Source organism: Thiolinea disciformis DSM 14473 (assembly GCF_000371925.1).
In the GTDB taxonomy this organism is placed as follows: Bacteria; Pseudomonadota; Gammaproteobacteria; order Thiotrichales; family Thiotrichaceae; genus Thiolinea; species Thiolinea disciformis.
The window spans coordinates 123,707-136,689 of record NZ_AQVE01000005.1 but is presented as its reverse complement, the minus strand read 5'-3'; the positions used below and the strand labels follow the sequence as shown (position 1 = coordinate 136,689).

Below are 12,983 nucleotides of genomic sequence, written 5' to 3'. Positions count from 1 at the left end.
ATTAAATTGCTCGACTAATCGTAGTTTGTAACACAACAATGGCTCGGTCAGAGCTTGCGCTAGGAACGCTACTGCGGGCAGTAACACGGTAGAAACGTTGAACCTGAACACCGGTATTGACTCCGTATTGAGCATTACTCAAATTATTACCTTGGCCTGTTGCCCCAAGGCTTGTGCCGATACCTAATAATTGAATGTAATACTGGGGATTACCACCTAGCATGGTCTTATTAGGGTAGTCAGTGACATTCACCCAGCCTGTGGTATCGTCAGCCACGAAAGTGTTAGCGGGAACAGGTGGGCAGAGATTGACCGCCATGAGGGTGCAATCAATCATCGTGTTGCTGGATGAGGTTGATTCCAGTAATTTTTCGGCAGCACGTAAAGCAGCCTCCGCTGCTTGAAAAGCCATTTCGCGATCCTGCAAGTTAGTTGCCATGCTTTCTTGTAGATTCACGCCTTGTACACTGGTTAAGCTCATCAGGGTCATGATCAGTAATAAAACCAAGGCGAAAATCAGCACATTGCCTCGTTGCTTTTTTTTATTCATGGTGTACGATTCCTGAGGGCAATAATATGAGAGACGCGTCGTTCTAGACGACCATTACCACTTGTCGTCGTGGATAGGTCAGTATCAGTCGTTTGAACCGCAAGGGTAATTCTAACGGCATCAACCTCTTCCCAATTACTAATAAGGCTGGCATCCTGCCACTGGTTGGCCGCATTGGTGTGATATTGGAACACAAGATCACTAACGCCAGAGACAATTTCTTCATACACAATATTGTTCTTTTCAAGCCGAGCTCGATACAGTGAGCGCCCACCTTCGGCTTGTTGTCCATTATTACCGAGATACCAGATACTGGAATAAAAACGTGATACTGTGGCATTGGTGTTATAGGAGAAGGTGTTGCCTTGTACGGTGCCGCAAATAATCGGAACCCCTAAACCACGACTACAGTTGCCTGTGGTGCCAAAGTTATTGTCATGTGTCACTAGGGTTTGTCCACTGCCATTGACACTTACATCCGTGGCTTGGAAGATAGACGCTTGGGTAATATCACAAACCATCAAAATATCGTTAGTAGCCAGATTCGTGGTATTCGAGGCGATAGTCATAATGGCATTACTGGTGTCATGTCCCACCAAGGTGTAACCCATATTTTCAGTACCTTGGACTAATAGAGCGCCGAAACCTGCTACTCTATTTGTCGCAGCAGTGCCTGTGGGAACGCCTACAATGTTTGCGGTATCGGCTGCAAAGCCTCGAAAGCCAAGCCATTGACGCAATGGTGTGGTATTAGCATTGTTTAAGACGTTCGCTACCCTCCCGCTATCCCCACAAGGGATGAGTTGTGCTTGGCGTATATCGCGCGCTAAGAGCTCAAAAGCAATTCGACTACTTTCTTGAATTTGGGCGAGACCATTATTGCTGCGATAGACTTGGCGTGAGGCCGACAGAATATTAATTACGCCTAAAAGCAGTACCAAGCCTATTAGGGCTGAAATCATGAGCTCGATTAAACTAAATCCGCGCTGTTTCACAATCTTACTTCGACCCCTAATTGTTGAGTCGATGAGCCATAGGTGGCACGACTATCATCCCATTGGATAATGACCTGACAGATTTCTGTGGTGTTATTACATTCCACTGAGCTAGTCGCTGTTTCACCGAGTAGATTTTTTGTACTACTACGCCATTGGTTGAGGGTGTTTTGTGCGAAGGTCAACATATTGCCACTTGCTAGATTAGCTGAGCTTACTGGCGTTTCGGTTAAGCCAATATCAAAGCTTCCGGCCAATGCATGGGCGCGATCAACGCGCATGGCGTCGGCAATACTATAAGTGAGCAGAATAGCCATGCTGCGTTCTAGGGAACTGGTATTATTTTTAACCGAACGTGCTTGCAGGGACGCGACACTTAGTAAACCGATGGATAAAATGACGACAGTGATTAATACTTCAATCAGGCCGATACCCTGTTGATAGGTTGGGAACTTAGCCATTACAAGCTCCTGTTTTTTTCACAACCTGTAGGCGTGTTCCTGCGCCAAATTTTAGGCAGCGCGAATTACCCTCACTGTCGTTAGTACCGATAATCTGAAAGTATTTGCCGCTACTTGCTAAAGCACCATTAATGCGAGCTAAGCCATCGGCGCCAAACACGATGACATTGCTGGTACTATTGAGGGTTTGGCTTAAGCTTTTATTGGGTGATAAACGGCCACGATAAAGAACTGAATTACTATTCGTGCGTATCATCCAAAAATTCCAAGCGGCACTGCCGGTGGCACAGCTAGTCGCTGTTTCACTGGTGGTGCGACATAAGGTAATGGGGATATTACGTAAAACGCTGGTAGATCGCGCAAAGTTAATATGATTAATCAGCTCGTTCGCTTGGAGCGTGAGGGTGTGATCACGATATAAGTTGCGTAATGAAGGCAATGCGCTGACTAATAATACACAAGCAATCGCTAAGGCAATCATTAGCTCAATGAGTGTAAAACCGCCTAAGCGGGTTTGAGGAGCACACTTAGCTTGTTGGTAGGAATAACACATTGTCATGAGTTTTTATTTTTTATTAGCTAAATCAATGAGTTTGTTTTTTTTATTACAATTGTAATTTTTATTATAAATATTTCTTATCGATTTATGAATACCCGCTTAGCTGATTAACGCCAGAAACTCGCCCCAACAAGCTTTTAGGTGCAGGCAGCGCAAAGAATCATGCGATAGCGTAGCAGTATGCAAGTGAAGATTCGCTTAAGCTAAGCTTTGTCAAGGATTAAGGAGGTAGTGCTGATGTATTTAGGGATTGATTTAGGCACATCCAGTCTGAAAGTGGTGCTGATGGATGAAAGGCAGCGCATATTAGCGAGTAGTCAACAAGCTTTGAGCGTGGCTCGCCCGTATAGTGGCTGGTCAGAACAAGATCCGGCAGATTGGATTAAGGCACTGGAACAGGCCATGGATCAGCTAAAAGCTGAGCACTCTCAAGCGATAGCCGCCGTCACAGGCATCGCTTTATCAGGGCATATGCATGGTGCTTGTTTACTGGATGCCACTAATCAAGTCTTGCGTCCTTGTATATTGTGGAATGATACCCGAAGCCACCAAGAAGCCGCGCAGTTGGATGCTAATCCTTTGTTTAGGAAATTATCCGGTAATATTGTTTTTGCTGGATTTACTGCGCCAAAATTAGTCTGGGTCAAGCAGTATGAGCCGACTATTTTTAATCGCGTTGCTAAGGTGTTATTGCCTAAGGATTATTTACGTTGGTGGCTGACAGGCGAGCATGTGTCTGATTGCTCAGATGCAGCAGGAACGTCATGGCTGGATGTGGGCAAACGTACTTGGTCGGATGAGCTGTTACAAGCTTGCGATTTATCGCGACAACACATGCCACGGCTGATCGAAGGCACAGAGGTTAGTGGGCAATTGCATGCCGATTTGGCCAGGCGCTGGGGTATGGCGAATAGTCCCATTGTGGGTGGCGGGGCAGGGGATAATGCTGCTTCGGCCTGTGGTATGGGCGTGGTGCAGGCCGGTTCTGCTTTCGTATCTTTAGGCACCTCGGGTGTATTATTTGCCGCTACTGCAAGCTACCTACCTTATCCCGAGAGTGCCGTGCATACTTTTTGTCATGCCTTACCTCAAACGTGGCATCAAATGGGCGTTATTTTGTCTGCTACTGACTCGTTAAATTGGTATGCCAATATCTGCCAAGAACCAGCGGCTTTGCTGACTCAAGCCTTAGGCCATGAGCTTAAAGCCCCAACTCAAGTGATATTCGCACCTTATTTGGCGGGTGAACGTACTCCCCATAATGATGCCAAGATTCGCGGCGCTTTCTTAGGTTTATCTCAACACAGTGAGCGTCATACGTTAACGCAAGCGGTCTTGGAGGGTGTGGCTTTTGCGATTCGAGATAATTTATTAGCCTTACACCAAGCGGGCACAACATTAGAGCGTGTCATGGCGGTAGGCGGAGGCTCTCGTTCAAGTTATTGGTTGAAAATACTAGCAACGGTTTTGAACATGCCGGTTGATTTGCCAGCTGAGGGAGATTTTGGCGCGGCCTTTGGAGCAGCGCGTTTAGCATTCATTGCCGCTAATCAAGCAGACCCCCTACCAGTCTTAAGTCCGCCACGCATTGAGCGAAGTTTCGAGCCAGCTAAACACTTAGTCGATGACTTCGCTCAAGCTTATGCCAATTACCGGCGCGTTTATCCGGCACTAAAGTTGTTGCAATAAGGAGCTTCTACAGCACTTGAATGGCGGCGGCTTCAAACTGCCCCGCTTGATAATCGCGCATAGCTTGGTAAATCTCCTCTTTGCTATTCATGACAAAAGGGCCGTATTGCACAATAGGCTCGCCGAGCGGTTTTCCTGCCACGATAAGGAAGCGCGTTTCCGACTGAGGACTGGCGCTAACTTTCAGGGCTTCACCTTGGTTGGTTAAGATCGCCATGGTACGGTCGGGCACCGCCTGTCCCTGAATATCAATTGTGCCGCGATAGGTATAGGTAAAAGCATTGTAAGCCGCAGGCATTTCTTGAATATAAGTCATGCCCGCCGGTAAGTGCACATCCAATAGCAATGGCTCGGTATCGGGGCGTTGCACGGCTCCTGCTAAACCCTGAGCGCTACCGGCTAAGATACGCACGGTAATACCGTCTGGGCTAGTCCATTCAGGAATGGCTTGATTTGCTACATCCTTATAACTAGGTGTGGTCATTTTGTTTTTGGCAGGCAAATTTAGCCATAATTGAAAACCCTCCATGAGCCCTTGTTCTTGCTCGGGAAGCTCGGAATGAATTAAGCCACTGCCTGCGGTCATCCATTGCATACCACCTGCACCCAATAAGCCTTCATGCCCAGCACTATCTTTATGGCGCATCCGCCCCGCTAGCATATAAGTCACGGTCTCAAAACCACGATGTGGATGATTGGGAAATCCCCCGATATAGTCTTCAGGGTTTTCGTTTCGAAACGCATCCAACATTAAAAATGGATCAAGACGTTGTTGCCACGTTGGCGTTAAAACACGCGTGAGTTTGACGCCTGCGCCATCTGAGGTCGGTGTTCCAGTAATCAGATGTTCTACGGTTCTAAAGTTCAAAGCGGACATAAATTTACCACTCCACTACGCTAAAAGCAGACTTGCTAGTTAGTGAAAAACTAATCAAAGCAAGCACCTCAATGATAGCGCTCGTTCTAGTATGAGTTCTAAGGGCTATCGTTCTTACTGCTAAAGTAGGGTCGCTATATGGTTAAGTCAATGAAGCCAGAAGTTGAAGTATTTTTAACTTTAAGTTTTAGTTATTGGTATTTTTAGGGGTGATTACTAATTTGTAGTTAAGGTAGTGTAAATGATATGCAGCGCGAGTAACGTTAGTAGCCATTTTACGATCTGCTGGAAATTCGTTTCCGGTACGCGATGGCGAATCTTGGTGCCAAACCACGAGCCTAAGGTAGTGGCAATGATCATTCCCAAGCTCAGTTGCCAGTATTGACTAAAGCTAAAGCCTAGAAAGCCAAACAAAACCAATTTTAGTAAATGCGTGATCACCATAAAAACGGCGGAGGTAGTGACCAAGGCATCGCGTTTTAAGCCTTTACGCACCAAGGTCGATTGTCCCATGGGGCCGGTAGCGCCCACTAACATGCCTAAGCCAGTTTGAATAAAGCCAATGGTTACAAATTCACCTTTGGGATTGGCATTAAACTTAATTCCGCCCCCCCAGACATTGAATAAGATAAAGACGGCCATGATTAAGGGAAGGTAGTGCACATTAATCAGTGAAGTGAGTTTGGCAGCTAAGACTCCGCCAACTATCGAACCCAATAAAAAGCTTAAGGTGAACTGCCATTCAATTTCACGCCACGCGAATAAAGCACGACTACCATTCGAAACTAATTGCGTAGCCGCGTGAATCGGAATAATGGCGGCTGCGGGTAGGAAGAATGGCATACACGCAATCAGAATCATTCCACCTCCCAAGCCAAATACAGCTGTGAGGCTGGAGGTACAAAAAGCGATGAGGATTAAGAGCAGTTCATTCATGGCACGGGAGTATAGGGGATTTGAAAGTAGTGAGCATTCAAGTTTTAACCCAGTGCCTTTATATTAACAGTTGCTTATCAGGCGCATAGGTTTTGCTATAAAACCTTATCTCGTCGTCTTTATTGTTTATCGTGAGTCTCATTGCAAGTAGCCATGTGTTAACAGGTGCATTACTTGCACTTAGCACCTGTGCCCGTGCGTGCTGTCAAGCGTTTTTTATTAGAAAAATCGACCAATTCCAACTTAACAATAGGGAATGCAGATGCAATCCCTTAAGCAAGCTTCACTACTATTTGGATTGACTAGGTTTTCTTACAGTAAGTCTAAGCGCTCCAGACAGTGGCGAATTTCGGCTTTCACAGGTGTTGTTAAGGGCACGCACCTCCTCACTGCATAAGCCTAATAAGGATGCCGCATATTTTGGACCTGAAGGGTTTGGCTCGCGAAAGAGGGCTTGATGTAAGGGTACGAGTTTTTCATGAATAGCTAAAGCTTCACCATAATGACCTGCTAAACAAGCCGTTTGAAATTGTGCACAGAGCTTCGGCGCGATATTCGCAGTCACAGAAATACAACCATTACCGCCAGAAGCGTTATAAGCGATGGCAGTAATATCATCACCGGATAAATAGCTAAATGGTTTTTTGATCAGTTGTCGCTCTTGGCTAATGCGAGTTAAATCCCCAGTCGCATCTTTTACACCAACGACACGTGGCAATTGGGCTAAGCGTGCCATGGTATCCGCTTTAATATCCACGACAGCGCGCGGTGGAATATTGTAGATAATAATTGGAAGATTGCAGTGGTCGTGTAGATATTTGAAGTGCTGGTATAAACCTTCTTGTGAAGGACGATTGTAATAACCGGCCACACATAAAATCGCATTAGCCCCTAAATCTTGGGCGATTTGTGCGTAATGCACTGACTCAATAGGATTATTGGAGCCAGCTCCAGCAATCACTGGAATTCGCCCCGCCGCTTCCTCCAAAACAATGCTAATCACTTGCTCATGCTCGGCCTGACTGACCGTTGGTGATTCGCCAGTCGTACCCATAGGTACTAAGCCATGCGTGCCTTGCTCAATATGCCAATTGACCATATTGCGTAGAGCAGCTTCATCTAATGCACCCTGACGAAATGGTGTAATTAACGCCACATACGATCCACTAAACATTGCAATTTCCTTTTTCACTAGGCAAAAAAAAACCTAGCCGCAGGTTGTGCGGCTAGGTTTGGTATACGTCAGTCTAAAGTTAAATGCGTAAACTACCCTGAACCGCAGAGGCTGCGGCGTTTAGACTTCTTTACTGAATGAGTGGCAAAGTTAAACATGGGAAAGAAAAAGCCTTAAATAAGACAAGGTGTACAGTATAAAAGCGTCGGTCTCGCTTGGCTAGTAGTGATTGGTTATAGCTCCTTAGTCTAATTGAAATTTGAATTTCAATTCATTAGTGTGACACTTAATTAATGAGCGAGGTGCAGCCATTGCGAATGGTTAAATCAGATAGTGAACGCGAAGTACGTGGTCATCGGCGTGATGGTGATGTGACGCGCACGCATATTTTAGAAGTGGCGGGGCAATTATTTGCGGAGCGCGGCTTTGCTAATACCACCAGTAAACAAGTGTGCTTACAAGCAAAGACCAATACAGCGGCAGTAAATTATCATTTTGGCAGCTACCAAGGCTTATACATGGCTGTTTTGCAGGAGGTGCATCAGCGTTTATTAAGCCTTGATTATCTAAATGCTTTGGCAGATAGCGCTTTGCCAGCAAGGGACAAGTTAGCGCAGTTTGTAGAGAGTTTAATTTATGATTTGTTAGAAAACCGTAGTTGGCATACACGACTGTGGGCACGGGAGTTGATGACACCATCGGCTTATGCTGTGACTGCTGTACAAACCTATGCTTTGCCTAAATTTGGGGTGATTCATCGCTTAGTAGCAGAAGTGAGTGGCTTGGCACTGGATTCACCCGCGCTACAGCGTTGCGTGCTGAGTGTGATGGCGCCTTGTATGGTGCTACTGGTGGTCAGTCATGAGTTAGATACCCCGCTTAAACCTATTTTGCAACAACCGACTGCTGTGTTGGTCGAACATATTAAGATCTTTATGTTTGCGGGTCTTGACGCGCTTTCCCACCATCAATCCACCCCAAAGGTAGCCCGATAGTGAAAAAATTCTTCAAAAATTTTCTGATGTTTGCGCTCATGATTGCGCTAGGTGTGGGGGTGATGGTGTTTTTGAAAAAGACCAAGCAACCATTAGTACACCAAGCGAACGAAATGACAGCACGACCCGTAGAGTTGATCACTGTCACTAAACAAGCGTTTGAGGCTAGTGTGGTTGCTTATGGTAATGTGGAGCCAGCGAGTACTTTGCAAGCTAAAAGCCAAGTAAACGGTAAGGTGAGTTTTGTCCATCCTAAGCTGAAAGTGGGTGGCAGTATTGCCGAAGGGGAAGTAGTGGTTGAGGTTGATCCGGAAGATTATCAAACCTCACTCACCCAAAGCCAAGCTGATTTAGCCGCCGCTAATTCGCAATTATCCCAACTCAATCAAGAAGAACGTAATGTACGCCAAGCTTTGGTGGTGGCGGAAGAAAATCTCAAGGTTGCACAAGCGAATCTAGGCAATGTGCGCCGCCAAGATGAACCTGTGCGCAAGAATACTGACTACATCCAAAAAAATCTGAACTTAGCACGGCAAAATCTCCAAATTACCCAACAAAATCTGGCCTTAGCGAAAAAGGAGCAAGCCCGTTTACAAAAATTAGCGCAGCAACGTTTGATTGCCTTAAGTCAGGCAGAAAGCCAACAGCAACAAGTTTTGCAACTGGAACAGCAGGTGGTAAACCAACAACAAGCTATTGTGCAAATGGAGCAACAACTGAGCCAACAAGATCAATCGGAAGCCAAGCAAGATCAAAGCGTGCTCCAGCAGCAACAAGCTATTTTGCAACAGCAACAACAAGTTACGGAGTTACAAGGGCAGCTCAAAACCTTCGAGAGTCGACGAGCGAATATTAATGCGCAAGTAAAACGTGTTGAGCAGCAAGTCAAAGGACAAAAAACTAATTTGGGACGTACCAAAATAACGATGCCGTTTAGTGGTCGTTTGAGCGCGGTGCATGTTGAAGTTGGCAGTGTGGTTGCCGTAGGAACAAGCTTATTTGAGGCGGATAATAATCAAGGGGTCGAGATTCGAGCTGAACTGCCAGTCCAACATTTGAAGTCTTTGTTAGCGAGTTTTAATGGGCGACACCTTGATTATAGTGCCGCCAATATGGCTATACTCATGCAAACCTTGAACCTCAAGGCTAAGGTTAGAATCCTCGGCGTTGATCAGCAAACCGAATATCTAGCACGCGTCGATCGTTTAGCGGAAGCTGTCGATCTGGTGAGTCGCACGATAGGTGTGGTGGTGGTAGTTGATCATCCTTATGAAAAAGTAGCGGGGCAAGAATTACCACTCTTAAAAGGCATGTATGTAGAGGTCATTTTATCCGCCATCCAAGCTGATGCTATTGTGATTCCGCGTAAGACAGTCCACCAAGGACGGGTTTATTTAATGAATGCAGAACAGCGTTTGGAAATTCGTTCTATCACGATTCAAAACCAAGAAGGTGATCACGTTGTCATTGCGAGTGGTTTACAAGGCGGTGAACAATTAATTGTAAATGACCTGATTCCCGTCATTCCAAATATGCCTTTGCGTGCAGTAAGTCAGGCACTCGCGAATGATAAGCCCCTGACACTGAAGTCTGAGGGCGTTCAGTAATGGATAAAATACTACGCTATTTTGCCGCTCACCCAACCGCTGCCAATATTCTTATGATGAGTATCGTGCTATTAGGTTTGGCAGTGTTACCCAGTTTAAATAAAGAAACTTTTCCGCAATTAAAAGCACGTTTAGTGAGTGTTTCAGTGCCTTTTCCAGGAGCCAGCCCGTCTGAAGTGGAAGAGGGCATTTGTCGCCGTTTGGAGGATGCCACGGATGGTATTAGTTTCTTAAAAGAACAGCGCTGTGAGTCGCGTGATGGGGTTGGAACGCTAACGGCCGAAATGCAAGAAGCCGGTGACATCAAGCAATTTAAGGATGATATCCAAGCTGTCGTGGATACCATTACGGATTTTCCGAGTGGTGTAGAAGATGTCACCGTGCGTGAATTAGGGCGGGTCGACTCAGTTTTAGTAGTGGCCATTAGTAGTGATTTACGGGAGTCCGAACTCAAGGCTTTGGCTGAGGATTATCGCACTAAACTACTAGCGCTTAAGGGTGTTCCTATTGTCGAGGTGCTGGGTTTTTCAGAGCATGAGTATAGCGTGCTACTAAAACCGGAGATTCTGCAGAAATATAAATTGAGTGTGCAAGAGGTCGCGAATCTAATTCGTGCTCAAGCGCTAGATACCCCTGCTGGCCTTGTTGAAACGCACGAACGTAGCTATCAAATTCGTTTTGAGAATTTGCGCCGTACACCTGAGGAATTAGCTGATTTAGTGATTATTGGCAATAGCCGTGGCGCACAGGTGCGCTTAGGCGATATTGCCACGATTGAAGAGCGCTTTGAGAAGCGGGAAGCGCGTACTGAATTAAACGGTCGACCAGCAGCTTCCTTATTAGTCAGTAAAAATAAAACGGATGATACCTTGAAAGTTTATCAAGCCGTTAAAGCCTTTATTGATGCAGAAAATCAAAAATTACCGCTAGGGACGCATTTGTACATTACCCAAGATTCAGCCTCTATTGTCGAGGATCGCCTGAATTTATTATTGTCCAATGCTTGGCAGGGCTTTGTCTTAGCGACTTTAGTCTTGTTTCTATTCTTTAATTGGCGTTATACGTTTTGGGTGACCTTGGGCTTGCCGATTTCGTTTCTGGGTGGCTTAGTGGTCATGAGTTTGTTTGGTATTACCATCAATATGATCTCCATGGTGGCTTTATTGATGGCTATTGGGATTTTGATGGATGATGCGATTGTTTTATCCGAAAGTATTGAAAGCGAATTTCGCAAAACGCAACAACCCTTACAAGCCGTTTTGATTGGTACGCAACGGGTGGCGAGTGGTGTATTTTCATCCTATCTCACTTCTGCTTTTTTATTTGGCAGTTTGCTATTTATGAAAGGGGATTTTGGGCAAATTCTGGGGGTGTTGCCGGTTGTCCTTCTCTCCGTCTTAACCGTAAGCTTGATCGAAGCCTTTCTGGTATTACCACACCATCTCAAACACTCCTTAGAAAAGCATCGGGAAGATCATAAGTGGCGCTGGCGTATTGTTTTTGAAGCATGGTTTGAGCGTTTACGTCAAGCCGTTGGTTGGTGTGCTGACCTTGCGATTCGTTGGCGTTATCTGGTCGTGGGTGGAGCAATCGCTTTATTCATAGTTTCCATCAGTTTATTAACGACAGGTATCGTCAAATTTAAAGGTTTTCCAGATATTGAAGGTAATCGCTTGGAAGCACGGATTTTGCTGCCGCAAGGTACGCAGTTGGAGCGTACTGAACAAGTGGTGGGTCTTTTATTGGAGAGTTTACAAACCACCCTCACCCAATTGCCTAAAGAAACACAGGGCGATTTAGTCAAAACGATTCAGGTAAGCTATAACACCAATAAAGATGCAAATGAGTCTGGCGCCCACCTTGCTACGATTGCCTTGGATTTATTGAATGCGGAATTGCGTACTAATTCACTACGTGAGTTAACACGACGCTGGCGTGAAAATACGCCGATTATTGCGGATGCAGTCAATATTCAATTTAAAGAGCCAGTGTTTGGGCCTGGGGGGCAGGCGATTTCGATGCGTTTGCAAGGTGCTGATTTGCAGCAGTTGTCGCAAGCCTCATGGGAGTTGCAAACGTGGCTACAAGGTTATCAAGGTGTTTCCAATGTGCTAGATGATTTGCGACCGGGCAAGCCGCAGTTTCGCGTGACTTTATTACCCGGCGCCTTAAATTCAGGAGTCGATGCGCAGTCACTAGCGAGCCAATTACGCGCTGCTTATCAAGGTGTGAGTTTGGGTAAGGTCTACCAAGGCATAGAGTCTTATGAGATTACGGTCAAATTGGATAGCCCGCCTGAGAAAGCCTTGTTAGCCTTTGAGCAATTAACGATTTTATCCAAGCAAGGTAAGCCAATTCCGCTGAAGGCGATTGCAAAGCTAGAAGAACAACGTGAGTTTTCCCGCATTATGCGCATTAATCACCAACGCACGGTGACAGTGGGTGCCGATGTCGATTCAGCTATCGCCAATGCGGGCGAAATTATTAAAGATACCCAAACCCGTCTGCTGCCGAAGTTACAAGAAAAATATCCCGGCCTCCTCGTGGGTTTAGAGGGGGAAACAAAAAACAGTCAAGAAACCAGCCGCTCGGTGTTAGTGGGTTTTGTGCTGGGTATTGCAGGTATTTATTTTCTGCTCAGCTTACAGTTTCAAAATTATCGCGAACCAATTGTCGTGCTATTAAATATTCCACTAGCCTTGATTGGCGTCATCTGGGGACATTATATAATGGGCTTAAATATGACCCTGCCGAGCATGATTGGGTTTGTTGCCCTGTCGGGTGTAGTGGTGAATGATTCGATTTTGTTGGTCGAGTTTGTTAAACAACGTAGTGCTGAGGGGATGAGTTTGCACGAGGCAGCGGGACAGGCCGTGCGAGATCGTTTTCGTGCCGTGTTCTTAACGTCTGTTACCACGATTGCAGGTATGACCCCGCTTTTAATGGAAACCAGTCTACAAGCCCAAGTATTGATCCCTCTTGTAGCCAGTATGGTATTTGGTATGTCCTCTTCCACCGTATTGATCTTAGTTGTCTTACCAGCAGCGTATGCGATTTTGGAAGATATGGGGTTTACGCAATTATTTGAGCCAGTGGATGCGTTAGCTAAAGTAGAAGCCTAAACAATGCGCTTTTGCTAA

11 protein-coding genes are annotated in these 12,983 nt (G+C 45.8%); 4 read left to right on the top strand and 7 right to left on the bottom strand.

Features of this window, described 5'->3' with window-relative positions; translation table 11 throughout:
• Nucleotide 1: 1 nt before the first annotated feature.
• The 4 genes from A3IE_RS0105700 to A3IE_RS0105685 are packed head-to-tail and all read right to left on the bottom strand — an operon-like array spanning nt 2 to nt 2,565.
• Nucleotides 2-550, bottom strand: a complete 549-nt coding sequence (locus A3IE_RS0105700) for a pilus assembly PilX family protein (protein ID WP_020394637.1) — start codon at nt 548-550, stop codon at nt 2-4.
• Nucleotides 547-1,545: a PilW family protein gene (locus A3IE_RS0105695; RefSeq protein ID WP_020394636.1), complete on the bottom strand. Its 999-nt coding sequence runs from the start codon at nt 1,543-1,545 to the stop codon at nt 547-549. Before A3IE_RS0105695 ends, A3IE_RS0105700 begins: the two co-directional genes overlap by 4 nt.
• Complete coding sequence (pilV, locus tag A3IE_RS0105690; RefSeq protein WP_020394635.1) at nt 1,542-2,006, bottom strand: type IV pilus modification protein PilV; 465 nt, start codon at nt 2,004-2,006, stop codon at nt 1,542-1,544. The genes A3IE_RS0105695 and pilV overlap by 4 nt, the downstream gene beginning before the upstream one ends.
• Nucleotides 1,999-2,565: a GspH/FimT family pseudopilin gene (locus A3IE_RS0105685; RefSeq protein WP_083900586.1), complete on the bottom strand. Its 567-nt coding sequence runs from the start codon at nt 2,563-2,565 to the stop codon at nt 1,999-2,001. The genes pilV and A3IE_RS0105685 overlap by 8 nt, the downstream gene beginning before the upstream one ends.
• 237 nt (nt 2,566-2,802) lie before the next feature.
• Between A3IE_RS0105685 and xylB the strand changes: the two genes are divergently transcribed.
• The gene (xylB, locus tag A3IE_RS0105680; protein WP_020394633.1) at nt 2,803-4,254 is read left to right on the top strand and encodes a xylulokinase; all 1,452 of its coding nucleotides are present in this window, start codon (nt 2,803-2,805) and stop codon (nt 4,252-4,254) included.
• Nucleotides 4,255-4,261: 7 nt separating this feature from the next.
• Here xylB and A3IE_RS0105675 read toward each other — a convergent pair whose 3' ends face one another.
• The 3 genes from A3IE_RS0105675 to dapA all read right to left on the bottom strand — a co-directional run bounded on the left by A3IE_RS0105675 (nt 4,262) and on the right by dapA (nt 7,241).
• Nucleotides 4,262-5,131, bottom strand: a complete 870-nt coding sequence (locus A3IE_RS0105675; protein ID WP_020394632.1) for a pirin family protein — start codon at nt 5,129-5,131, stop codon at nt 4,262-4,264.
• A gap of 216 nt (nt 5,132-5,347) precedes the next feature.
• A complete protein-coding gene (locus A3IE_RS0105670) occupies nt 5,348-6,067 on the bottom strand; it encodes a sulfite exporter TauE/SafE family protein (RefSeq protein WP_026154802.1) in 720 nt (239 codons plus the stop codon).
• 289 nt (nt 6,068-6,356) lie between these two features.
• A complete protein-coding gene (gene dapA / locus A3IE_RS21615; RefSeq protein ID WP_110721370.1) occupies nt 6,357-7,241 on the bottom strand; it encodes a 4-hydroxy-tetrahydrodipicolinate synthase in 885 nt (294 codons plus the stop codon).
• 317 nt (nt 7,242-7,558) lie between these two features.
• On the opposite strand from dapA, the gene A3IE_RS0105660 reads away from it, so the two are divergent.
• The 3 genes from A3IE_RS0105660 to A3IE_RS0105650 are packed head-to-tail and all read left to right on the top strand — an operon-like array spanning nt 7,559 to nt 12,965.
• Complete coding sequence (locus A3IE_RS0105660; protein WP_020394630.1) at nt 7,559-8,236, top strand: TetR/AcrR family transcriptional regulator; 678 nt, start codon at nt 7,559-7,561, stop codon at nt 8,234-8,236.
• Entirely contained in the window at nt 8,236-9,843 is a 1,608-nt protein-coding gene (locus A3IE_RS0105655) for an efflux RND transporter periplasmic adaptor subunit (protein WP_020394629.1), read from the top strand. The genes A3IE_RS0105660 and A3IE_RS0105655 overlap by 1 nt, the downstream gene beginning before the upstream one ends.
• Nucleotides 9,843-12,965: an efflux RND transporter permease subunit gene (locus A3IE_RS0105650; RefSeq protein ID WP_020394628.1), complete on the top strand. Its 3,123-nt coding sequence runs from the start codon at nt 9,843-9,845 to the stop codon at nt 12,963-12,965. Before A3IE_RS0105655 ends, A3IE_RS0105650 begins: the two co-directional genes overlap by 1 nt.
• Nucleotides 12,966-12,983 lie beyond the last annotated feature (18 nt).

Bases quoted from the DNA above. Each gene is read 5' to 3' on its own strand.
- pilV (WP_020394635.1), bottom strand. From the start codon at position 2,006: ATGGCTAAGTTCCCAACCTATCAACAGGGTATCGGCCTGATTGAAGTA.
- A3IE_RS0105700 (WP_020394637.1), bottom strand. From the start codon at position 550: ATGAATAAAAAAAAGCAACGAGGCAATGTGCTGATTTTCGCCTTGGTT.
- xylB (WP_020394633.1), top strand. From the start codon at position 2,803: ATGTATTTAGGGATTGATTTAGGCACATCCAGTCTGAAAGTGGTGCTG.
- dapA (WP_110721370.1), bottom strand. From the start codon at position 7,241: ATGTTTAGTGGATCGTATGTGGCGTTAATTACACCATTTCGTCAGGGT.
- A3IE_RS0105660 (WP_020394630.1), top strand. From the start codon at position 7,559: ATGGTTAAATCAGATAGTGAACGCGAAGTACGTGGTCATCGGCGTGAT.
- A3IE_RS0105670 (WP_026154802.1), bottom strand. From the start codon at position 6,067: ATGAATGAACTGCTCTTAATCCTCATCGCTTTTTGTACCTCCAGCCTC.
- A3IE_RS0105650 (WP_020394628.1), top strand. From the start codon at position 9,843: ATGGATAAAATACTACGCTATTTTGCCGCTCACCCAACCGCTGCCAAT.
- A3IE_RS0105685 (WP_083900586.1), bottom strand. From the start codon at position 2,565: ATGACAATGTGTTATTCCTACCAACAAGCTAAGTGTGCTCCTCAAACC.
- A3IE_RS0105675 (WP_020394632.1), bottom strand. From the start codon at position 5,131: ATGTCCGCTTTGAACTTTAGAACCGTAGAACATCTGATTACTGGAACA.